Source organism: Mycolicibacterium canariasense (assembly GCF_002101555.1).
Classification (GTDB): Bacteria; Actinomycetota; Actinomycetes; order Mycobacteriales; family Mycobacteriaceae; genus Mycobacterium; species Mycobacterium canariasense.
The window spans coordinates 284,242-306,224 of sequence record NZ_LQOL01000042.1 but is presented as its reverse complement, the minus strand read 5'-3'; the positions used below and the strand labels follow the sequence as shown (position 1 = coordinate 306,224).

The following is a 21,983-nucleotide window of genomic DNA, read 5'->3' as shown; positions in this document are numbered from 1 at the left end:
GTGCATGGAGAGCGTGTTTTCTGCCTAGTTCACGATCTGTGTGCACGCTCGCGGGCCTGCGGGAGATCAGAGCGCCTGATCCGCCACGTCCAGCGCGGAATCCAGGATCGCCAGGCCTTCACGCACCTCGTCCGCGGACACGTTGCACGGCGGCACGACGTGGATGCGGTTGAAGTTCGCGAACGGCAGCAGGCCGCCGGCCTTGCACGCGGCGATGACGGCGTTCATCGCCGGGCTGGAACCGCCGTACGGTGCCAGCGGCTCGCGGGTCTGCTGATCCTTGACCAGTTCGACGGCCCAGAACACCCCGGCGCCGCGGACCTCGCCGACGCTGCGGTGCTTGGCGGCCAGTTCGGCCAGGCCGGGGCCGATGACCTCGGCGCCGATCCGGGCCGCGTTCTCGACCATGCCCTCGTCGGCCATCGCGTTGATGGTGGCGACGGCGGCCGCGGTGGCCAGCGGGTGCCCGGAGTAGGTCAACCCGCCCGGGTAGGGGCGGTGCGCGAACGTCTCGTAGATGGCGGGGCTGATCGCCACGCCACCGAGCGGCACATAGCCGGAGTTGACGCCCTTGGCGAAGGTCAGCAGATCCGGCACCACGTCGAAGTGGTTGATCGAGAACCACTTTCCGCTGCGCCCGAAGCCGGCCATCACCTCGTCGGCGATGAACACGATGCCGTGGCGGTCGCAGATCTCCCGCACCCCGGCGATGTAGCCGGGCGGTGGCACCATGATGCCCGCGGTGCCCGGGATGGACTCCAGGATGATCGCGGCGATGGTGGACGGACCCTCCAGTGCGATCAGCTGCTCCAGGTAGGCCAGCGCGCGCTCGGATTCCTCGGCCTCGGTGGTGGCGTGGAACTGCGAGCGGTACAGGAACGGCCCGAAGAAGTGCACCACCCCGGCGTTGCCGTGGTCGTTGGGCCAGCGGCGCGGGTCACCGGTCAGGTTGATCGCCGTCTCGGTGCCGCCGTGGTAGGCCCGGTACCGGGACAGCACCTTGTACCGGCCGGTGTGCAACCGCGCCATCCGCACCGCGTGCTCGACGGCGTCGGCGCCACCGTTGGTGAAGAAGATCTTGTCCAGTTCACCGGGGGTGCGCTCGGCGATCAGCCGGGCGGCCTCCGAGCGCGCCGCGTTGGCGTGCTGCGGCGCGACCGTACAGAGCTTGGCGGCCTGTTCGGCAATGGCGGCAACCACTTTCGGGTGCTGATGCCCGATGTTGGTGTTCACCAGCTGTGAGGAGAAGTCGAGCAGGCGATTGCCGTCGCCGTCCCACACGTAGGACCCCTGCGAGGCGGTGATCGTCATCGGGGCGATCTCGGCCTGGGCGGACCAGGAGTGGAACACATGCTTGCGATCCAGCTCGAACGCGCGGGCCGCCTCGGCCTGCGCATCGGCAACGGTCAGCCCGTTGGGCAGCGTCGTGGACTCTTGGGTGAGCGTCATGATGTCGATGTTCTCATTTACCCGATCGATTAGTTGGTGGGGAAGCCGAGGTTGATGCCGCCGTGGGAGGGGTCGAGCCAGCGGCTGGTGATGGCCTTGGCCCGGGTGAAGAAGTTGACGCCTTCGGTGCCGTGGGCGTGGCTGTCGCCGAAGAGGGAGGCTTTCCAGCCGCCGAAGCTGTAGTAGGCCATGGGGACGGGGATGGGGACGTTGATGCCGACCATGCCGACCTCGACTTCGTTCTGGAAGCGTCGGGCGGCGCCGCCGTCGTTGGTGAAGATGGCGGTGCCGTTGCCGTAGGGGTTGTTGTTGATGAGCTCGAGTGCTTGGTCGTAGGTGTCCACGCGCAGGACCGAGAGCACGGGGCCGAAGATCTCGTCGGTGTAGACGCTCATCTCGGGAGTGACGTTGTCCAGCAGGGTGGGGCCCAGCCAGAATCCGTCCGCTCCACCATCGGCCTGCACGGTGCGACCGTCGATGACGACCTTGGCGCCGTCGGCTTCGCCGGCGTCGATGTAGGAGGCGACCTTGTCGCGATGGGCCTTGGTGACCAGGGGGCCCATGTCGGAGTCCTTGGTGCCGTCGCCGATCTTGAGGCCGACGGTGCGCTCGGCGATCTTGGCGACCAGGTCGTCGGCGATCGGGCCGACGGCCACGGCGGCGGAGATCGCCATACAGCGTTCCCCGGCGGAGCCGAATCCGGCGTTGACCATGGCGTCGGCGGCCAGGTCGAGGTCGGCGTCGGGCAGGATGACGGCGTGGTTCTTGGCCCCGCCCAGGGCTTGGACGCGTTTGCCGCTCGCGGTGCCGGTGGCGTAGACGTACTGGGCGATCGGGGTGGACCCCACGAACGAGACGGACTTGATCTTGGGGTTGGTGAGCAGTTCGTCGACGGCGGTCTTGTCACCCTGCAGGACGTTGAAGACGCCGTCGGGCAGCCCGGCCTCGGCCCACAGTCGGGCCAGCCACAGGGACGCCGAGGGGTCCTTCTCCGACGGCTTCAACACGACGGTGTTACCCGTGGCAATCGCGATGGGGAAGAACCACATCGGGACCATGGCGGGGAAGTTGAACGGGGAGATGATGGCCACCGGTCCCAGGGGCTGGCGGATCGAGTAGACGTCGACCTTGGTGGAGGCGTTCTCGGTGAACCCGCCCTTGAGCAGGTGGGGGATGCCGCAGGCGAATTCGACGACCTCCAGGCCGCGGGAGACTTCGCCGAGGGCGTCGGAGACGACCTTGCCGTGCTCAGAGGTGATGATCTCGGCCAGTTCACCCTTGCGGGCGTTGAGGAGTTCGCGGAAGTTGAACAGCACCTGGGTGCGTTTGGCCAGCGAGGTGTCGCGCCAGGCGGGGAACGCGGCGGCGGCTGAGTCGATGACCGCGCGGGCGTCCTCGACGCTGGCCAGGGCCACCTGACCGGTGACCTGCCCGGTCGCCGGATTCGTCACCGGCGCCGTCGCACCCGAGTCGCCTTCGAAGAACTTGCCGTCACGCCAGTGCTGAACGGTGGCTTGCATCGCGATGTGCTCACTTTCTGTCGGATTGCCCTCAGTCTGTGGCCGCCGACACCCGACCGACCATTACGAACCGTCTCCGATATCGGTCATCTCGTTACGATGTGTAAATGATCATCACGGTGGCCGACGTTCTCCGGCTGCCGGTGCTGCACCACGGCGAGCCTGAGATCCTCAGTTCACGGCGATTCGACGAGCCGATCCGCTGGGTGCACGTCAGCGATATGGCTGACCTGTCCACCCTGGTCCAGGGTGGGGAACTGGTGCTCACCACCGGCGCGGCGCTACGCGCCGACCCGGCCCGCTACCTGCGCGGCATGGCCCAGGCCGGGGTCCTGGGTGTGGTCGTCGAACTCGGCGGGCAGGAGCTGCCGGCCGGCACCGGCACGATCGCCGAGCAGTTCGACCTGGCGCTGGTGGCGCTGCACCGGCAGGTCCGCTTCGTCGAGGTGACCGAGGCGGTGCACCGGATGATCGTCACCGATCAGTTCGACCGGGTGGACTTCGACCGCCGCGTGCACCAGACGTTCACCGATCTCAGCATGAAGCGCGCCTCGGTGAGCGGCATCGTCGACGCCGCCGCGGGCATGCTCGACGAGCCCGTGGTGCTGGAGGACCTGGCGCACCGGGTGCTGGCCGTGTCGGCGGGTGGTCACACCGCCGACCTGCTGCACGACTGGGAGCGCCGATCCCGGCGCAGCGCGGGCACCGAGCATTGGGCGGTGACCGCGGTGGGGCCGCGCACCGAGGAATGGGGTCGACTCATCGTGCCGCGGCGGCCCGCCGACGCGGCCCGCACCCAGATGGTCCTGGAACGGGCCGGGGTGGCGCTGGCCCTGCACCGGATGATCGAGCGGGATCGCTCCGGACTGGCGCACCAGGCCCAGACCGGGTTGTTCGACGATGTACTGCGCAGCCGGATCACCGACGAACGCGAGGCCGCCGCCCGTGCGCATGCGCTCGGGCTGCGCTCGTCGGCCCGATACGTGCCGGCCACGGTTCGGGTGGAGCGTCCGGCCGGCGTCCGCGGAATGAGCGATCCCGTTGCCGGGCAACGCCGCAACGTGTCGTTGCTGGACACCGTCACCCACACCGTCAACGCGTCCGGGCATACCGGCCTGTTCTCGGTGCGGCGCGACGGCGAGATCGGGATGGTGTTGTCGCTCGGCGTCGCTCGCTCGGCAGACACCGCGCTGGCGGCGCTCGGCACCGATCTGCGGCGCGAAATCCGACGCGTGGAAGGCATTTCCGGCGCGGCGCTGGCGGTCGCCGAGCCCGTGGAGCGGGTGATCGACGCCATCCACGGCCTGGCCGAGGCGTCGCACATCGCGGAGGTGGCGTTGTCCATGGCCGAGGCGGCGCGCCCGTACTACCGCGCAGCCGATGTGCGACTGCGCGGACTGATCTCGTTGCTGCGCAGCGATCACCGCGTGCAGGCCTTCGCCGAAACCGAACTCGGGGCACTGCTGTCCGGCGATCCCTCGAACATCGAGGTGCTGCGGGAGTATCTGCGGTCGTCCGGCAACAAAGCGGCGGTGGCCCAACGGCTGCACATGAGCCGGCCGGCGCTCTACAAACGGCTGGCCGCGATCGGGCAAGCCCTGGGGGTCGAACTCGACGACGGTGAATCGCAGACGTCGCTGCACGTGGCGCTGATGGTGCTGGACGCGCAGAAGCTCAGTCGCGCGCCCGGTTCCGCCGTCGAACCGATGCGTGCCGAGATCATCGATCCATACACGTGAGCCGGGGCGCCCCGATGCGTCGCCACGACGGTATGGTGGCCGCTATTGCTGTGTTTGGTACGGGAGAGGACCACTGCGGTGCCCAATGACGACCTCGCCGATTTCGAGCACACCGAGTTCACCTACGAGGGCACCACGCGGTCGATCTTCCGGAAGGGCAATGGGCCCGCGGTCATCGTGATCGCCGAGATCCCGGGGATCACCCCCAAGGTGCTCGACTTCGCCAGGAAAATCGCCGATATGGGATGCACCGCGGTGCTTCCGCAGCTGTTCGGTGAACCCGGCTTCGATCCGAATCGCAGCACGCTGACAGCACTCGGTAGTTTCGCCAGGACCATGGTGCCGGCGTGCGTCAGCAAGGAATTCGTCACGCTGGCCACCGGGCGGACGTCGCCGGTCATCAGCTGGCTGCGGGCACTGGCCCGGGCCGAACACGAACGGTGCGGCGGCCCGGGCGTCGGTGCGGTCGGAATGTGCTTCACCGGCGGGTACGCCCTGGCGATGGCTGCCGACGATGTGTTGTTGGCGCCGGTGCTCTCGCAGCCGTCGATGCCGATGGCCTTGACCGCGCGGCAGAAACGTTCGATCGACATTTCGCCGGAGGACCTGGCCACGGTGAAACAACGCTGCGCCGCTGGGCTCACCGTGCTGGGTCTGCGGTTCAAATCCGACCGCATGGTTCCCGCCGAACGGTTCGACTTCCTGCGCGAGCAACTCGGTGACGCGTTCGTCGCCGTCGAGCTCGAGGATGCCGACGCCAATCCGGATGCGCTGCTGCCCCCGCATTCGGTGTTGACCGAACACCTCATCGACGAACCCGGCCAGGCCACCAGGGCCGCACTCGACCAGGTTCTCGACCTGTTCCGCAGCCGACTGCTGACTGCCTGAGCGCGCCGCCGTTCCCACCGCCGGCGTGCCGGCAGGAATGACCGGCCCGGCAACTGGCGTTGGCAGGTATATGAATCACCGCGCCGGTGTGACAAGGAACCCGAGATCGGGTGACGGAGTGTCCTCACTCACAAATGCCTTGTCGGGCGCGTTGCTTAGGAGGACTATCTAGTCATGCTAACCATAAAGCGCTACGTGGAAGCGGCGTTGCTGTCCGTGGTCGCGCTGGTGGCGATTGCCACCCCGACCGTGATGTTGCTGCAGGACGGGCCACATGTCCCCGTGCAGATCGTCGTCAACGAACCGCTGCCCGGTTCCATCCGCTGAGTTCGAGAGTGGGTGCAATATGTCCGGTGGTGTTTTCTCGTCGCCCAGGTGGCTGACGGTAACCCTTTGCGCCGCAGCGGCATTCGCCATGCCGGCGGCGGCGCTCAGTGCCGCGGCCATCGCGCCGGCGCCGGTGACATCGGTGGTGGCCCAGCCCACCGGTAGCGGTGGCCCGGATGGTCACGGCGGTGGTGGTGGCTGCGGAAGCGGCCCCGGCTGGCACGGATGCGGTGGGTGGAACCCGCAGCAGGGTGGCTTCGGCAGCGGATGCTTCAACGGCATCTGCGGCGGGTGGGACGGCGCGCGCGGCTGGAGCGGCTGATCCTGGGCCTACGCCGACCGGCCGATATCAGGCTGGTCTTCCGGATCGTCATGCACGGTGGCCAGTTTCGGCGACTCGAGCAGACTGGCTTGATTACCCCCGGCTTTGCGCGCCTCGTACATGGCAGTCGTCGCGATGGTGACCAACTCGTCGAGCACGTCGTGGGAAGTGTGCCGGGCCAGCGGCTGCAACGGCGTGCTGACCACGCCCAGGCTGGCCGTCAACTGGAACGGCGCGGATTTTATGGTGCTCAGGATGCGGTCGGCCAGCGGTGACGGGTCGGCGTGGGTGAACACATCGGCGATCAGGTACTCGCAGTCGCCGAGGTGACCGATCACCGCGTCGCCGCGCACGGTCTCGCGCAGGCGCTGCCCGATGGCCACGCGGGCCCGGTTGCCACCGGTCTTCCCCGTCATGGCCGTCAGTAGCGAGAAGCTGTCCAGATTCGCGACGATCAGCACGAAATACCGGTCGTCGCGCCGGCTACGCGAACCGATCAGGGTGGCGACCTCGTCGTAGAACGTCTGCCGATTCAGCAATCCGGTCAGCGGTTCGATGCCGCCGTGGTTCATCTCCGACCCGGCGATCTTGAGCGCCAGTTCGCAGGCGAACGCCACCGTCGCGTTGATCGTCATCACCAGCGCGACCGACGACAGCGCCATCACCGGGTCGACGGCGAACAGCCGCCACGCCAGGCTGGCCAGCGTCGCCGCTTGGATGCCTCCGATGAGCAGCAGCAGCCGGCGGGAATGGAAGAAGACCGTGTACGCGGTCGTCACGACGAATGCCGTCGAACCCACCACTGCCAGGATCGGGTTGGGCAGCAGCACGCACGACGCGGCGATCAGCAGGGTGCCGAGCACGATGCAGAACACCGACTGCCGCCACGTCGGCCACTCCGAGCGAAGCCAGACACCGGCCATCGCGCCGGTACACAGAAGGACGATCGCCACCCCGACTGGTCCGGAAACCCCGGTGTACGGCGACGTGGACACCGCGATGGGCAGGCTGATCACGCCCAACCCGATGATGCTCCACGCCACCACACGGCACGTCAGGGTTTGCAGATCTCGCGCCGCCAGAAACGACGTCAGCCACTGGTAGTGGTCCCCGTGGTGCCGCCAGCGTCCCGGGGTAAGCATCAGATGCCCGATCGCGACGGGCCACAACACTGAGGCATACCGAACGGTACCAGTTACGGGCGCGGCCGCGAGGGCCGAAATGGGCGGTTGGCCTCGGCCTATGACATCGCCGTGGACGCCGGGACGACTGGGCGACCTGACCGGTAAACGCGCCGTTGTGACGGGTGCGACCAATGGGGTGGGATTGGCCACGGCGACGGCGCCCGCCCGTGCCTCTTGCGGGACGCCGGGTCGCCGGTCGTCTCCCAGTTGACCCACCCGGGGCGGGTCGATTCGAACCTGCCGCAGGTGACGGGTGGCCCCGTGCAGGGCTGCGATTACCCGAGCGCCGCGCGTATCGTCCAATTCGCCGGACACGAAACGGGCACAGAACTTTCAGTGACCGAGACCGCGCGCTGATTGTTTGCTCGGGTATAACGGGACGGTCATCTGAGGATGGCAGGGTAGCGCGGTGACCGTCGAATCGGCGCCAGCAACGGCCCCGGGCCGATTCGTCGACCGGTTTCACCGCTGGTGTGAACGCGTCACCGCACGCCTGCCGCTGCGTCTCGACCGAGTCGTCGCGCCCACCTTCCTGGGTTTCGCGCTGATCAACGGCTTCACCTTCGGGCTGGATCTGCTGATACTGACCTTGCTGCACAGCGGTTTTGGTGCGCCCCTGCCGGTCGCCCTGACGGTGGGCTACGTGTGCGCGTTCGCGCTCAGTTACGTGCTGAACCGGACGCTGAACTTCCGCTCGCACGCGGTGGTCGGACCGCAACTGACCATCTACGTCGTGGTCGTGGCCGTCAACTACCTGGCTTTCATCGTTGCCCTGCCCACCGCGCTGACTTCGTTCGGGCTGGAGTATCACCTGGCGCGCATCATCGCCGGCGGTGGTGAGGCCGTCTTCATGTACAGCGCCATGCGATGGGTGGTGTTCCGGCGCTGAGCGCGTGGGCCCGCCACCAATCTCCTGCCGATCTCCACCTCGTCTCCACGCAACCGGGCCTGCCGATGGCCATGCTCGAACATATGAAAAGCAAAGGCCCATTGGTGACACTGGCCGCGGTGGCCGCCCTCGGTGGCGGGTTGTGGGCAGTGAACGTGCAGCACACACCCCCGGAACCCGCAGCAGCGTCGACAGCCCGGCCGGCGGCCGCGACGAGCCCGGTCCCGACGCCGGCACCACCGCCGCCCCCGGCGCCCGACCCGTTCGCCGCCAAGGCCGACTTCGCCGGCAAGATCCCCACGGCGGCCGGCACGATCACCTTGGAGATCACCGTGCGCGGGACCGAGGCCGTCGCCTACGCCTGCGACGGCCGGGCCATCGAGGCGTGGCTGCGGGGCAGCGCCCGGGGCGGTGCGTTGGCGCTGAGCAGCAAGGGTGCCACCAGTAGCCTCACCGGCGAACATCACGGCAACACGGTCACCGGGATCTTGAAGATCGGCGAAAAGAGTTGGGATTTCACCACTTCGGCGGTGGACCGGGTGCAGGGAACCTCCAATGCCCCGTGACTACGCCGAGGCCGATACCCGCCTGCTGGCCGCGCCGCGGGCCGCCGATGCAGCGCTGCTGGGCGCGCTCGGGATCGGCGCCGCGGTGGCCGTCGCGCTCGGTGTGTACGGCCGCCTGCACACCCCGCAGTTCTTCGCCGTCAACATCGCCGGTTTCTCCGGGCCGGGCTCGGTGAAGTCGTGGCTGGCAACCGTGGCCGTCGCACTGGCCGTCTTCCAGTTCGTCTCCGCGCTGGTGATGTACCGGGTACTGCCGGGCGGTCGGGCCCCGGCCTGGATCGGCTCCGCCCACGTCTGGTCCGGCCGGTTGGCGGTGCTGGCCAGCGTGCCCGTCGCGGTGCACTGCCTGTACGCGCTCGGATTCCAGGCCACCGACAGCCGGGTGCTCTGGCATTCGTTGTTCGGCTGCCTCTTCTACGGCGCCTTCGTCGCCAAGATGATTCTGCTGACTCGGAAAAACCTGCGAGCGTGGGTGATCCCGGTGCTCGGCGGGCTGGTGTTCTTTACTCTCGTCAACATCTGGCTGACCTCAGCCCTGTGGTTCTTCCAGATCAACGGACTTACCAACTGAAGCCGAGGAGATCAGCCATGACCAACCACGAGAACACCGTCGGGCGCCGCCGGGTACTGGCCGGTGCCGGAATCGGCCTGGGTGCCACCGCAATCGCGGCCTGCTCCGGCTACGGGGGTGAGCGCAGCGACGGGGCCGCGGGCAACAAGGACGCCGCGACAGCCTCGTCGACGGGCGCGCCGGCAGCCCCGGGCGTGCTCGCCACGACATCGCAGGTACCCGTCGGGTCCGGTGTGATCGTCGACGACGTGGTGCTCACCCAGCCCACCGCCGGTGTCTTCAAGGGACTCTCGACGGTGTGCACGCACGCCGGATGCGCGGTGTCCTCCGTCGCCGACGGCAAGATCACCTGCCCGTGCCACGGCAGTGCCTTCGGTCTGGACGGGGCCGTACTCAAGGGCCCGGCCACCAAACCATTGGCCGCCGTCCCGGTGAGAGTGCAAGGCCAGGACATCGTGAAGGGCTAGACACCGGGAGGGACGGCGCCGGCCGGTGGTTACGATCACCGCCTGTGGGAGACGACGAGGCTGACAACCCGCCACCGTGGTACGAGGAAACCTGGGCGGTCTACGCTGCCGGTGCCGGCGTGGTCGCGGTGCTCGTCGTCCTGGTGTTCGCCGTGATGCAGACCTCGCGCAGCTCGATGAATCCCGGCCACCAGCCGATTCCGGCGACCGTCGACGCAACGACCACGACCACGACCACCACTACCACCACGACGACCACCCGCACCACCACGACGACACCGTCCACCGCCGATGTCAACCCGTCGGGATCCAGCACCACCACGACGACCACCGACGACTGGGTGCCCGGCTTCCCCGAACTGACCGGCGGCACCACCACCACGACCACTACCGACCCGTACGCGACGAGCACGTCGGCCCCCAGGGCCGGAGCGATCTAAGCGGCCAGCGCGCTGCCCTTGCGCCACTGGTCCCAGGGCACGCTCCAATCGCCGTTCTGCGACAGCAGCTCCTGCGGTGGGCCACCGGTGTGCCGGATTTCGACGACGTCGCCGGGCACCGAGAAATTGAAGAACCACTCGGCGTTCTCGGAGTTCAGGTTCAGGCACCCGTGCGAGGTGTTGGTGTTGCCCTGCGCCCACACCGTGGCGTTGAGCTGATGAAGATAGATGCCGTCACCGCTGATCCGGGTGGCCCACGGGATCGTCTCGCGGTAGCCGAGCCGCGAATTGACCGGCAGTCCGTAGGACGACGAGTCCATGATCACCGGGTTCGCCTTGTCCAGCACCGTGTACACCCCGGGCGGGGTCCAGAAGCTCAGCGTCGTCCCGCCGATGGTTTCGGTGCCGCCACGGCCCATCGAGGTGGGCATGGTGCGCACCAGTTTCCCGTTGTCGTACACGCTGACCTGTTTGGTGTTGTCATCGGCGATCGACACGTGTGCGTCGCCGATCTTGAACGACACCTTCTCGTCGTCCTCGCCGTAAACCCCGTTGCCGAGCGGGACACCGTAGATGTTCGCGGCCACCGTCACCGTGGTGTCAGGCGCGTAGTAGCGCTCGGGCCGCCAATGCGCGGTCTGATCGTCGACCCAGTACCAGGAACCCTGCACCGGTGGTGAGGTGGTCACCGACAGTTGCCGCTCGGCCCGGGCCCGGTCGGCGATCGGTTCGTCGAACCGGGCCACCACGACCGTCCCAACACCGTAGGTGCCGCCGTCTTTGAGCAGTGCGTAACCGGTGGTGGTCAGTGAGACCGACGCCTGATAGCTGGGGGACACCGTGGTGAAACTGGAGGTCTCGGCGGCCGGCATGCCGCCCGGCCCCTGCGACCGCACGGTGAGCGTGTACTCCCGGCCGTACCCGAGCGGAACGGCCGGCTTCCACACCGTGCGGTCCGGCGTCAGCACGCCGGGTATCACGGTGCCGTTCTCGTTCACCATCGTCACGTCGGTGAGCGTGCCGGTGAACGCGGTCACCCGGACCGGTCCGCGCGGCAGTACCCCCTGTGCGCCGGGCTGGGGCAGCACTCGGACCGTCGCCGGCATCGGCGCCGGCGGCGCGGCTTCGGCCGCGGCCAGGTCGGTGCTCGCGGCCAGCGTGCGGCAGCCGTCCTGGCACTGCGCGATACGCGAACTCTGTGTGACGCCGAAGCCGGTGGTGACGAGGAGCAACGCTGCCAGGCACGCGACGCGCACGCGGTAACGATCAGGACGCACGGGCACTCCGGGGCAGAAGGTGGGATCGCCCGGAGTGCGTCACTGCACTGGCCGGACAGAAGCTCTCATAGTAGAGGGCCCCGGCCCCAGTTCACACGCGACCGCTGATCTCCATGCTGTCCGTGTCGCGGGCGGCGAAGTTGACGCTCGTGTAGCCGTTCGCGGGATCGCGTACGTAGTCCAGATATGGCTTGGTGTCGGACATTTCGGTGTTGTCGGCGACCACCAGCGCGCCGGGTGACAGCTTCGGTTCCAGCACCCGCAGCACCGGGAGATACAGCTCTTTCCACCCGTCGAGCAGCACGAGTTCGATCGGGCCCGGCACCTCCGCCAGAGTGCTGACCGCATCGCCCTCCATGACGGTGATGAGATCCGAGAGTCCGGTCTCGGCGAAGGTCCGCGACGCGGCCGCGATCTTGGCCTTGCTGAGCTCCGTGGTGATCACGCGGCCGGCCCCGTTGTCGCGCACCCCGGCGGCCAGGTGCACCGCCGACAGGCCGAACGACATCCCGAACTCGACGATCGTGGTCGGCCGGGCAGCCCGCACCAACATGTAGAGCAGTCGGCCGGCGGCCGGGGTGACCGGCATATAGACATCGCTGAGCGCGTCCGCGCGTTCCTGCGCGGTGGCGTTGTGGAGACGGGCCCGTTCGGCGGGCCCGCGCTCGCGCAGTTGGGCCATCTGTCGGTCGGATTCGGCGTACATCCGCGCCAGCGCCGCCGCGACGCGGGCATCGTTCAGTGTCGTCATGCCCGCGAAGCTACGCCGCCGGGCTGTGCGATCGATTAGACCGATTACGGATTCTTCTGCCACAATTGCCGGTGAGGGGAGTACTCCTACCGCTGCGGTGTCGTCATCACGTGATCCAACGTCGGATTACCGGTGCCGCAGGCCGCGCTCGTCATCGGCGCGGCGGAAGAGACCTCGGCCGTTGAACGACGACCGGAGGCTCTTGATTTCATGAATGTGTCTGCACTCGAGTGGGGGATCACCCTCAGCGTCACGATCGCGATTCTGCTGTTCGACGTGATCGTGATCGGGCGGCGCCCGCACGAACCGTCCCGACGCGAGACGGCTACCTACCTGACGATCTACGTCAGCCTGGCCGTGGCGTTCGGTCTGTGGACCTGGTTCTTCCACGGCAGCCAGTACGGGGTGGAGTTCTTCGCCGGGTGGCTCACCGAGTACAGCCTGTCGGTGGACAACTTGTTCATCTTCTTGATCATCATGGCCAGCTTCAAGGTGCCGCGGATCTACCAGCAACAGGCGTTGCTGGTCGGCATCATCCTGGCGCTGATCTTCCGCGGCATCTTCATCGCGCTGGGCGCGGTGGCCATCGAGCAGTTCTCCTGGGTGTTCTACCTGTTCGGCGCCTTCCTGGTGTACACCGCGATCAAACTGGTCCGTGACACCGAGCATGACGACGACGCCGACAACGGCGTGGTGCGGTTCGCGCAGAAGCACCTGAAGTTCACCGACAAGTGGGACGGCCTGCGGCTGTGGGTGAAAGATCACGCCTCCGGTGGCAAGCGGCTGATGACGCCGATGTTCCTCGTCATCGTCGCATTGGGCACGACCGACCTGCTGTTCGCACTCGACTCCATCCCGGCCATCTATGGCCTGACCCGCGAGCCCTACCTGGTGTTCACCGCCAACGTGTTCGCGCTGATGGGTCTGCGGCAGCTGTACTTCCTGCTGGGTGACCTGCTCAAGAGGCTGGTCTACCTGTCCCAGGGGCTGGCGTTCATCCTGGGCTTCATCGGCGTGAAACTGCTGCTGCACGCGCTGCACGAGAACGAGGTGCCGTTCATCAACGGCGGCGAGTCGGTGCACGTACCCGAGATTCCGACCCTGGCCAGCCTCGGCGTCATCGTGGTGACCCTGGTGATCACCACGGCAGCGAGCCTCTACAAGACCCGGTCCGACGCGAAGAAGGCGGTCCCGGCCGCCGCCGACACGGTCGAATAGGGCGGGCCCGGCGCGCACCAGACCGACGCCGCCTGACCAGCGTCCTGACCGCACCCTTAGGCGCGCGGCCCCTCGAACCCCTAGGGTTGTGGCGTGCTAGGTCCCGCCTTGGTGGTGCTGTTCGCCTTGTGCGCTGCGATCTTCGCCGCCGTCGGCATCGTGGTGCGCCAGCGCGCCACCCTCGACGTTCCCCCGGAGCACGGGGTGAGCACCGTCATGGTCGCCACCCTGTTGCGCCGGCCGCTGTGGTGGGCCGGGACCGCCGCCGCCGTGGCCGGGTTCGTCTTCCAGGCGCTGGCGCTGGCGCACGGCTCGCTGCTGGTGGTCCAGCCGCTGCTGGTGTCGGCGCTGCTGTTCGCGCTGCCGCTGAGTGCCCGCATGGCGCATCGCAAGGTCACCCGCGGCGAATGGTCGTGGGCCATCCTGCTCACCGTCGCGCTCGCGGTGTTCATCCTGCTGGCCCACCCCCGGGCCAATGAACACATCGCGTCGGCCCGCCAGATCACCGTCGTCGTGGTGATCAGCTTCCTGCTCGTGATCGGCTGTGTGGTGATCGCGGTGCGCAGGCCGGGCTGGCAACGGGCCGTGCTGCTGGCCGTCGGGGTCGGGGTGCTGTTCGGCATGGTGGCGGTGATGACCAAGGTGCTGACCCACCTGCTCGCCCGCGACACCGTGGCGCAGGTGCTGGCCACCCCGGTGCCCTACGTGTTGGTGGCCCTCGGTGTGGTGGCCACGCTGTTACAGCAGTCGGCTTTTCACGCCGGGTCGTTGCAGACCTCGGTACCGACCATGCTCGTGATCGAACCGCTGGCCGCGGTGCTGCTGGGGGCCTTCGTCCTCGGGGAGCAGCTGGATGCCAACGGCTGGGAGGCCATCGTGCTGACGCTGGCGGTGGTCGCGATGACGGCCGCCACCATCGCGCTCGGGCGCGACGAAGGGGCCTATGAGGCCCAGTTGGAAGCCCGTAAGGAACCCGCCCCCCGTTAGCTGGGCATTCGCGACACGTTGTCTGTGAAGTTGCTGAAGGCCAGGCCGGCGTGCCAATTGTCGGTGTTCTTGCTCACAGCACCCTGGTAGCCGCACGCGCGGGGGCATATCTTTAGTTTTGCTAACGTTGTTTCGGGTGCCGGCCACTGAGGCCGGCGGATAGCACCAAAAATTCCGCACTGATCGCAAGAGTTATCGGGGGTTTCACATGACCAACGACGTGAGCGTCGAGCGTCTCCAACGCCGCCTCAACCACCTGTACGACACCGACCCGCAGTTCGCCGCCGCCGCCCCGAGCGACGATGTCATCGCCGCCGTCGACCAGCCCGGGCTGCGCCTGCCCGCCGTCGTCAAGACCGTGCTGCAGGGCTACGGCGACCGGCCCGCCCTCGGTCAGCGGGCCGTCGAATTCGTCACCGACCCGGCAACCGGCCGGACCACCACCGCGCTGCTGCCCCGCTTCGAGACCATCAGCCACAAGCAACTGTGGGACCGCGTCCAAGCCATCGCCAACGCCTGGCACGACCACCCGGTGCGCATCGGCGATCGGGTCGCCATCCTCGGCTTCACCAGCGTCGACTACACCACCGTCGACACCGCCCTGACCCAACTCGGCGCCGTCTCCGTGCCGCTGCAGACCAGCGCGACCGTCGCCGCGCTGCAGCCGATCGTCGCCGAGACCGAACCCGTGCTGATCGCCACCAGCATCGACTACCTCGACGACGCCGTCGCCCTCGCCGAGAGCGCGCAGACCGCACATCTCGTCGTCTTCGACTATCACCCCGAGGTCGACGACCAGCGTGAGGCCGTCGCGGCCGCGCAGGCCCGGCTCGGCTCCGGCGTCAGCGTCGAACCGCTCGCCGACGTCCTCGAACGCGGCGCCGCACTTCCCGACATCGACGGGGTCGTCGGCCCCGACGACGACCCGCTGGCCCTGCTCATCTACACCTCCGGCAGCACCGGCGCACCCAAGGGCGCGATGTACCTGGAGAGCAAGGTCACCAACATCTGGCGCCCGGCCGCCAACGCGCACTGGGACGACAGCCAAGGCAAGGTGCCCTCGATCGTGCTGAGCTTCATGCCGATGAGCCACGTGATGGGGCGCGGCATCCTGTACGGCGCGCTCGCGTCCGGTGGCACCGTCAACTTCGCCGCCCGTGCCGACCTGTCCACCTTCCTGGACGATCTGGCACTGACCCGGCCGACGCAGCTCAACTTCGTCCCCCGCATCTGGGACATGCTCTTTCAGGAATTCCAGAGCCGCACCAGTCATGGCGCCGACGAGGACACGGTGCTCGCCGACATGCGGGAGAACCTGCTCGGTGGGCGCTACGTCAGCGCACTCACCGGGTCCGCGCCCATCTCGCCCGAGCTGAAGGCCTGGGTCGAGCGGCTGCTGGAGCAGCACCTGCTGGAGGGCTACGGATCCACCGAGGCCGGCTCGGTCTTCGTCGACGGCCGGATCACCCGGCCGCCGGTGCTGGAGTACAAGCTGGTCGACGTGCCCGAGCTCGGCTACCGGCTGACCGACGTCCCGCACCCGCGCGGCGAGCTGCTGGTGAAGTCCACCCAGCTGTTCCCCGGCTACTACAAGCGCCCCGAGATCACCGCGCAGATGTTCGACGAGGATGGCTTCTACCGCACCGGTGACATTGTCGCCGAGCTCGGGCCCGACGAGGTGCGCTATGTGGACCGGCGCAACAACGTGCTCAAGCTGGCCCAGGGCGAGTTCGTGACCGTCTCCAAACTGGAGGCCGCCTTCACCAACAGCCCGCTGATCCGGCAGATCTACATCTACGGCAACAGCGCCCGGCCCTACCTGCTGGCCGTCGTGGTACCCACCGACCCGACGGTGAGCAAGGCCGACATCGCCCAGTCGCTCAAGGACACCGCCCGCGCCGCCGACCTGCAGTCCTACGAGATCCCCCGTGATTTTCTCATCGAGACAACGCCTTTCACCGTGGAGAACGGCCTGCTGACCGGTATCCGCAAGCTGGCCTGGCCCAAGCTCAAGGAACGCTACGGAGCCGAGCTGGAGGGGCTGTACGCCGAACTCGCCGACGGGCAGGCCAACGAGTTGCAGGCCCTGCGTCAGCACGGTGCCGACGCGCCGGTGTTGCAGACCGTCAGCCGTGCGACCGTCGCACTGCTGGGCGCGGCGAGCAGTGACGTGGCGCCCGATGCGCACTTCACCGATCTGGGTGGGGATTCGTTGTCCGCGTTGACCTTCGGGAATCTGCTGCAGGAGATCTTCGGCGTCGAGGTGCCGGTGTCGGTGATCGTCAGCCCCACCTCCGACCTGGCGACCATCGCAGCGCACATCGAGACGCAGCGCGCCGGCGGTGACAAGCGCCCGACCTTCAGTTCGGTCCACGGCGCCGGCGCCACCGAGGTCCACGCCGCCGATCTGACGCTGGACAAGTTCATCGACGCCGCCACACTGGCTGCGGCACCGGCACTTCCGGGTCCGGATGCCGAGATTCGTACGGTTCTGCTGACCGGTGCCACCGGGTTCCTGGGTCGCTACCTGGCGCTGGAGTGGCTGGAGCGGATGGACCTGGTGGACGGCAAGCTGATCTGCCTGGTCCGGGCGCGCAGCAACGAAGAGGCCCGGGCGCGTCTCGACAAGACCTTCGACTCGGGAGACCCGAAACTCCTTGCGCATTACCGGGAACTGGCCGCCGATCACCTGGAGGTCATCGCCGGGGACAAGGGCGAAGCCGACCTCGGGCTGGACAAGGCCACCTGGCAGCGGCTCGCCGATACCGTCGACTTCATCGTCGACCCGGCGGCGCTGGTGAATCACGTGCTGCCCTACAGCGAGCTGTTCGGGCCCAACGCCCTCGGCACCGCCGAACTGATCCGGATTGCCTTGACCACCAAGATCAAGCGATTCGCCTACGTGTCCACCATCGGCGTCGGTTGGGGCATCGAGCCCGGCAAGTTCGTCGAGGACGCCGACATCCGCACCATCAGCGCCACCCGGGTGGTCGACGAGAGTTACGCCAACGGGTACGGCACCAGCAAGTGGGCCGGTGAGGTGCTGTTGCGGGAAGCCCACGACCTGGCCGGGCTGCCGGTCTCGGTGTTCCGTTGCGACATGATCCTGGCCGACACCAGCTACGCCGGCCAGCTCAACCTGCCGGACATGTTCACCCGGATGATGTTCAGCCTGGTGGCCACCGGTGTGGCGCCGAAGTCGTTCAATCAGCTTGACGCCCAAGGCAACCGGCAGCGGGCCCACTACGACGGGTTGCCGGTGGAGTTCATCGCCGAGGCGATCGCGACCCTCGGTGCGCATGTCGACGACGGATTCGAGACCTACCACGTGATGAACCCGTACGACGACGGCATCGGCATGGACACCTTCGTCGACTGGCTCGTCGAGGCCGGCTACAAGATCGAACGCGTCGACGACTATGCCGAGTGGCTGGATCGCTTCGAGACGACACTGCGCGCGTTGCCGGACAAGCAGCGGCAGGCGTCGCTGCTCCCGCTGCTGCACAACTACCAGCAGCCGGGTGTCCCGGTGAACGGGGCGATGGCGCCGACCGACGTGTTCCGCGCGGCGGTGCAAGAGGCGAAAATCGGTCCCGACAAGGACATTCCGCATGTCGGCGCACCGGTGATCGTGAAGTACATCACCGATCTGCAACTGCTCGGCCTGCTCTGAGATCGGAAAGCCTGGTCACCGCCCCGCGATGACGGTGGCCGGGCTTTTCTCAGCGCATTGACAGCTCAGACGGGAATTCGCCCGTCCGCCCACTCGTCGTCTATATAGAGCCCAATGGCGCGCTCACCCCAGATTTGCCTTGAAATACCAAACGTTTTAGAGGTTCCGTGATGCCGAACGATATCCAAGACGAACGGCTCGAACGCCGCATCGCCGACTTGACCGCCAATGATCCCGAGTTCGCCGCGGCGCGGCCCGATCCGGCCGTAGCGAAGGCCGCCGAGGCCCCGGGCATCAGGTTGCCGCAGATCGTCCAGACCGTGCTGCAGGGCTATGCGCAGCGCCCCGCGCTGGGCCAGCGCGCCGTCGAATTCGTCACCGATCCGGCGACCGGCCGAACCACCGCCGCGCTGCTGCCTCGATTCGAGACCATCACCTACGCGCAGCTGTGGGACCGGGTCCGGGCGGCCGCCGCGGCCCTGCACGCCGCCGGCCTGCAAGCCGGCGACCGGGTCGCCATTCTCGGCTTCACCAGCGCCGACTACACCGTCATCGACACCGCGCTCGGTCAGGTGGGTGCGGTGTCGGTTCCGCTGCAATCCAGTTCGACGGCGTCGGCGCTGGCCCCGATCCTCACCGAGACCGAGCCGCGGGTCATCGCCGCCAGCGTCGACTACATCGGCGAGGCCGTCGAACTCGCGCGCACCGGCCACGCCCCCGAGCGCATCGTCGTCTTCGACTACCACCCGCAGGTCGACGATCACCGCGAAGCCCTGGTCGCCGCCGCCGCGGCGCTGCCGGCCGGCGTCACCGTGGAAACCCTGGCCGAGGTGCTGGCCCGCGGAGCCGACCTGCCGCAGGCTCCCGCCCCGAGCACCGACGACCCGAACCCGCTGTCGTTGCTCATCTACACCTCGGGCAGCACCGGCGCGCCCAAGGGCGCGATGTACCTGGAAAGCCAGGTCACTTCGTTCTGGCAGCGTTCCAGCGAGTCGTGGTTTGGGCCGAGCGTCGCGTCGATCAACCTCAACTTCATGCCGATGAGCCACGTGATGGGGCGCGGCATCCTGTACCTCACGCTGGCCGCCGGCGGCACCTGCTACTTCGCCGCCCGTGCCGATCTGTCCACGCTGCTCGAAGACCTGGCGCTGTCCCGCCCCACCGAGCTGAACTTCGTGCCCCGCGTCTGGGAGATGCTCTACCAGGAATTCCAGAGCCGCACCGCGCACGGCGCGGACGAGGACGAGGTGCTCGCCGACATGCGGGAGAACCTCCTCGGCGGTCGCTACGTCGACGCGATGACGGGTTCGGCCCCGATCACCGATGCCCTGAAGGCGTGGGTCGAGCACTTCCTCGGCATCCATCTGCGCGAGGGCTACGGCTCCACCGAGGCCGGCATGGTGTTCTTCGACGGCCGGGTGCAGCGCCCGCCCACCATCGACTACAAGTTGGTGGACGTGCCCGAGCTCGGCTACTACGGGACCGATCAACCGTATCCACGCGGCGAGCTGCTGGTGAAGACCGTCAACCTGTTCCCCGGCTACTACAAGCGCCCGGAGGTCACCGCCGGGGTGTTCGACGAGGACGGGTTCTACCGGACCGGTGATATCGTCGCCGAGCTCGGGCCCGACGAGATCCGCTACGTGGACCGGCGCAACAACGTGCTCAAGCTCGCCCAGGGCGAATTCGTCACGCTGGCCAAGCTGGAAGCCGCCTTCAGCAACAACAGCCCGTTGATCCGGCAGATCTACGTCTACGGCAACAGCGCCCAGCCCTACCTGCTGGCGGTGGTGGTGCCCACCGAGGATGCCCTGGTGAAGTTCACCGACGAGGCCGCCCTCAAGCGCGCCATCGTCGAGTCACTGCAGGATGTCGCCAAGGCGCAGGACCTGCAGTCCTACGAGGTGCCACGCGATTTCCTCATCGAGACAACGCCTTTCACCGTGGAGAACGGTCTGCTGACCGGTATCCGCAAGCTGGCCTGGCCCAAGCTCAAGGCGCACTACGGTCCCGCGCTGGAGGAGCTGTACGCGGAGCTGGCCGACGGGCAGGCCCGCGAACTGCGGGCGCTGCGGGCCGAAGGCGCGGACGCGCCCGTCCTCGAGACGGTGTCACGCGCCGCCGCGGCGCTGCTGGGCGCCGCGACCGCCGACGTGGCACCCGATGCGCACTTCACCGATCTGGGTGGGGATTCGTTGTCGGCGTTGACCTTCGGGAATCTGCTGCAGGAGATCTTCGGCGTCGAGGTGCCGGTGTCGGTGATCGTCAGCCCCGCCTCCGACCTGGCGACCATTGCCGCGCACATCGAGACGCAGCGCGCCGGCGGCACCGGCCGCCCGACCTTCGCCTCCGTGCACGGACGGCACGCCGCCGAGGTCTCGGCCAGCGAGCTGACCCTGGACAAGTTCATCGACGCCGCGACATTGGCTGCGGCCCCGTCACTTCCGAAGGTGAACGGCGAGGTGCGCACGGTGCTGCTGACCGGTGCCACCGGCTTCCTGGGCCGCTACCTGGCCTTGGAGTGGCTGGAGCGGATGGACCTGGTGGACGGCAAGCTGATCTGCCTGGTCCGGGCGCGCAGCAACGAAGAGGCCCGGGCGCGTCTCGACAAGACCTTCGACACCGGTGATCCGAAACTCCTTGCGCACTATCGGGAACTGGCCGCCGATCATTTGGAGGTCATCGCCGGGGACAAGGGCGAGGCCGACCTCGGGTTGGACAAGGCCACCTGGCAGCGGCTCGCCGACACGGTGGATCTGATCGTCGATCCCGCCGCGCTGGTCAACCACGTGCTGCCCTACAGCGAGCTGTTCGGGCCCAACGCCCTCGGCACCGCCGAACTGATCCGCATCGCGTTGACCACCACGATCAAGCCGTTCGTCTACGTGTCGACGATCGGCGTCGGTGACCAGATCGAGCCGGGCAAGTTCGTCGAGGACGCCGACGTCCGGGTGATGAGCGCGGTGCGCGCGATCAACGACAACTACGCCAACGGTTATGGCACCAGCAAGTGGGCCGGTGAGGTGCTGCTGCGCGAAGCCCACGATCTGGCCGGGCTGCCGGTCTCGGTGTTCCGCTGCGACATGATCCTGGCCGACACCAGCTACGCCGGCCAGCTCAACCTGCCGGACATGTTCACCCGGATGATGTTCAGCCTGGTGGCGACCGGCATTGCGCCCGAGTCGTTCTACGAGCTGGGCTCCGACGGTCAGCGGCAGCGCGCGCACTACGACGGGCTGCCGGTGGAGTTCATCGCGGAGGCGATCTCGACGCTCGGTGAGCACGTGGCACTCGAATCGGGAGGAGCCTTCGAGACCTACCACGTGATGAACCCGTACGACGATGGCATCGGCATGGACACCTTCGTCGACTGGCTGATCGACGCCGGCTACAAGATCGAACGCGTCGGTGAGTACGGGAAGTGGCTGGCGCGGTTCGAGACCGCACTGCGGTCGTTGCCGGACAAGCAGCGGCAGGCGTCGCTGCTACCGCTGCTGCACAACTACCAGCGTCCGGAGACACCGGTGCAGGGTTCGATCGCGCCGACCGATGTCTTCCGCGTTGCCGTGCAAGAAGCGAAAATCGGCCCGGACAAAGACATTCCGCATGTCAGTGCCCCGGTGATCGTCAAGTACATCACCGATCTGCAACTGCTCGGCCTGCTCTAGCTCAGCCCCGAACGACGGTGGGGCACCCGCACCGGGTGCCCCACTTT

At 67.7% G+C, this 21,983-nt stretch carries 18 protein-coding genes and 1 pseudogene; 14 read left to right on the top strand and 5 right to left on the bottom strand.

Features of this window, described 5'->3' with window-relative positions; translation table 11 throughout:
- Nucleotides 1–66 precede the first annotated feature (66 nt).
- Both AWB94_RS10705 and AWB94_RS10700 read right to left on the bottom strand, forming a co-directional pair.
- Nucleotides 67–1,449 carry an aspartate aminotransferase family protein gene (locus AWB94_RS10705; RefSeq protein ID WP_062660441.1) on the bottom strand — a complete coding sequence of 461 codons (1,383 nt, stop codon included), beginning with the start codon at nt 1,447–1,449 and terminating at the stop codon, nt 67–69.
- Between the two features lie 29 nt (nt 1,450–1,478).
- Nucleotides 1,479–2,969, bottom strand: a complete 1,491-nt coding sequence (locus AWB94_RS10700; RefSeq protein ID WP_062660440.1) for a CoA-acylating methylmalonate-semialdehyde dehydrogenase — start codon at nt 2,967–2,969, stop codon at nt 1,479–1,481.
- A gap of 107 nt (nt 2,970–3,076) precedes the next feature.
- On the opposite strand from AWB94_RS10700, the gene AWB94_RS10695 reads away from it, so the two are divergent.
- The 4 genes from AWB94_RS10695 to AWB94_RS10685 all read left to right on the top strand — a co-directional run bounded on the left by AWB94_RS10695 (nt 3,077) and on the right by AWB94_RS10685 (nt 6,245).
- Nucleotides 3,077–4,708 (top strand): PucR family transcriptional regulator, encoded by a 1,632-nt coding sequence (locus AWB94_RS10695; protein WP_062660439.1) that lies wholly within the window; start codon nt 3,077–3,079, stop codon nt 4,706–4,708.
- 78 nt (nt 4,709–4,786) lie between these two features.
- Complete coding sequence (locus tag AWB94_RS10690; RefSeq protein ID WP_062660438.1) at nt 4,787–5,596, top strand: dienelactone hydrolase family protein; 810 nt, start codon at nt 4,787–4,789, stop codon at nt 5,594–5,596.
- 174 nt (nt 5,597–5,770) lie between these two features.
- Entirely contained in the window at nt 5,771–5,923 is a 153-nt protein-coding gene (locus tag AWB94_RS35095) for a hypothetical protein (RefSeq protein ID WP_165605441.1), read from the top strand.
- A 19-nt stretch (nt 5,924–5,942) separates the two neighbouring features.
- Nucleotides 5,943–6,245 (top strand): hypothetical protein, encoded by a 303-nt coding sequence (locus AWB94_RS10685; RefSeq protein ID WP_409366006.1) that lies wholly within the window; start codon nt 5,943–5,945, stop codon nt 6,243–6,245.
- 8 nt (nt 6,246–6,253) lie between these two features.
- On the opposite strand, the gene AWB94_RS10680 is transcribed toward AWB94_RS10685, so the two are convergent.
- Entirely contained in the window at nt 6,254–7,417 is a 1,164-nt protein-coding gene (locus tag AWB94_RS10680) for a GGDEF domain-containing protein (protein ID WP_062660436.1), read from the bottom strand.
- A 70-nt stretch (nt 7,418–7,487) separates the two neighbouring features.
- Between AWB94_RS10680 and AWB94_RS35765 the strand changes: the two are divergent.
- From AWB94_RS35765 to AWB94_RS10655, 6 genes and pseudogenes are all read left to right on the top strand, one after another.
- Nucleotides 7,488–7,601, top strand: a pseudogene (locus AWB94_RS35765) (SDR family NAD(P)-dependent oxidoreductase); the annotation flags it as partial.
- A 237-nt stretch (nt 7,602–7,838) separates the two neighbouring features.
- A complete protein-coding gene (locus AWB94_RS10675) occupies nt 7,839–8,318 on the top strand; it encodes a GtrA family protein (protein WP_062660434.1) in 480 nt (159 codons plus the stop codon).
- Nucleotides 8,319–8,401: 83 nt separating this feature from the next.
- The gene (locus AWB94_RS10670) at nt 8,402–8,884 is read left to right on the top strand and encodes a hypothetical protein (protein ID WP_234811687.1); all 483 of its coding nucleotides are present in this window, start codon (nt 8,402–8,404) and stop codon (nt 8,882–8,884) included.
- Nucleotides 8,874–9,455 (top strand): DUF6529 family protein, encoded by a 582-nt coding sequence (locus AWB94_RS10665; RefSeq protein WP_109762724.1) that lies wholly within the window; start codon nt 8,874–8,876, stop codon nt 9,453–9,455. Before AWB94_RS10670 ends, AWB94_RS10665 begins: the two co-directional genes overlap by 11 nt.
- Nucleotides 9,456–9,472: 17 nt before the next feature.
- Nucleotides 9,473–9,922 (top strand): Rieske (2Fe-2S) protein, encoded by a 450-nt coding sequence (locus AWB94_RS10660; RefSeq protein WP_062660432.1) that lies wholly within the window; start codon nt 9,473–9,475, stop codon nt 9,920–9,922.
- Between the two features lie 44 nt (nt 9,923–9,966).
- Nucleotides 9,967–10,362 (top strand): hypothetical protein, encoded by a 396-nt coding sequence (locus AWB94_RS10655; RefSeq protein ID WP_062660431.1) that lies wholly within the window; start codon nt 9,967–9,969, stop codon nt 10,360–10,362.
- Here the strand turns inward: AWB94_RS10655 and AWB94_RS10650 are convergent.
- Both AWB94_RS10650 and AWB94_RS10645 read right to left on the bottom strand, forming a co-directional pair.
- On the bottom strand, nt 10,359–11,618 hold the full coding sequence (locus AWB94_RS10650) for a L,D-transpeptidase (RefSeq protein ID WP_409366005.1): 1,260 nt from the start codon (nt 11,616–11,618) through the stop codon (nt 10,359–10,361). The two genes, AWB94_RS10655 and AWB94_RS10650, sit on opposite strands and share 4 nt — an antisense overlap.
- Nucleotides 11,619–11,730: 112 nt before the next feature.
- Nucleotides 11,731–12,390, bottom strand: a complete 660-nt coding sequence (locus AWB94_RS10645; RefSeq protein WP_062660429.1) for an O-methyltransferase — start codon at nt 12,388–12,390, stop codon at nt 11,731–11,733.
- Between the two features lie 210 nt (nt 12,391–12,600).
- Here AWB94_RS10645 and AWB94_RS10640 point away from each other — a divergent pair, with 210 nt between their 5' ends.
- The 4 genes from AWB94_RS10640 to car (AWB94_RS10625) all read left to right on the top strand — a co-directional run bounded on the left by AWB94_RS10640 (nt 12,601) and on the right by car (AWB94_RS10625) (nt 21,936).
- Nucleotides 12,601–13,608, top strand: coding sequence for a TerC family protein (locus AWB94_RS10640; RefSeq protein ID WP_062660490.1), 1,008 nt, complete (start codon nt 12,601–12,603; stop codon nt 13,606–13,608).
- Between the two features lie 93 nt (nt 13,609–13,701).
- Nucleotides 13,702–14,595 carry a DMT family transporter gene (locus AWB94_RS10635; protein WP_062660428.1) on the top strand — a complete coding sequence of 298 codons (894 nt, stop codon included), beginning with the start codon at nt 13,702–13,704 and terminating at the stop codon, nt 14,593–14,595.
- 208 nt (nt 14,596–14,803) lie between these two features.
- Entirely contained in the window at nt 14,804–18,268 is a 3,465-nt protein-coding gene (gene car, locus AWB94_RS10630) for a carboxylic acid reductase (RefSeq protein ID WP_062660427.1), read from the top strand.
- A 170-nt stretch (nt 18,269–18,438) separates the two neighbouring features.
- The gene (car, locus tag AWB94_RS10625) at nt 18,439–21,936 is read left to right on the top strand and encodes a carboxylic acid reductase (protein WP_062660426.1); all 3,498 of its coding nucleotides are present in this window, start codon (nt 18,439–18,441) and stop codon (nt 21,934–21,936) included.
- Nucleotides 21,937–21,983: the final 47 nt, after the last annotated feature.

Coding starts and splice junctions, on each gene's coding strand:
- AWB94_RS10665 (WP_109762724.1), top strand. CDS start 8,874: ATGCCCCGTGACTACGCCGAGGCCGATACCCGCCTGCTGGCCGCGCCG.
- AWB94_RS10705 (WP_062660441.1), bottom strand. CDS start 1,449: ATGACGCTCACCCAAGAGTCCACGACGCTGCCCAACGGGCTGACCGTT.
- AWB94_RS35095 (WP_165605441.1), top strand. CDS start 5,771: ATGCTAACCATAAAGCGCTACGTGGAAGCGGCGTTGCTGTCCGTGGTC.
- car (WP_062660426.1), top strand. CDS start 18,439: ATGCCGAACGATATCCAAGACGAACGGCTCGAACGCCGCATCGCCGAC.
- AWB94_RS10695 (WP_062660439.1), top strand. CDS start 3,077: ATGATCATCACGGTGGCCGACGTTCTCCGGCTGCCGGTGCTGCACCAC.
- AWB94_RS10640 (WP_062660490.1), top strand. CDS start 12,601: ATGAATGTGTCTGCACTCGAGTGGGGGATCACCCTCAGCGTCACGATC.
- AWB94_RS10700 (WP_062660440.1), bottom strand. CDS start 2,969: ATGCAAGCCACCGTTCAGCACTGGCGTGACGGCAAGTTCTTCGAAGGC.
- AWB94_RS10645 (WP_062660429.1), bottom strand. CDS start 12,390: ATGACGACACTGAACGATGCCCGCGTCGCGGCGGCGCTGGCGCGGATG.
- AWB94_RS10685 (WP_409366006.1), top strand. CDS start 5,943: ATGTCCGGTGGTGTTTTCTCGTCGCCCAGGTGGCTGACGGTAACCCTT.
- car (WP_062660427.1), top strand. CDS start 14,804: ATGACCAACGACGTGAGCGTCGAGCGTCTCCAACGCCGCCTCAACCAC.
- AWB94_RS10670 (WP_234811687.1), top strand. CDS start 8,402: ATGAAAAGCAAAGGCCCATTGGTGACACTGGCCGCGGTGGCCGCCCTC.
- AWB94_RS10660 (WP_062660432.1), top strand. CDS start 9,473: ATGACCAACCACGAGAACACCGTCGGGCGCCGCCGGGTACTGGCCGGT.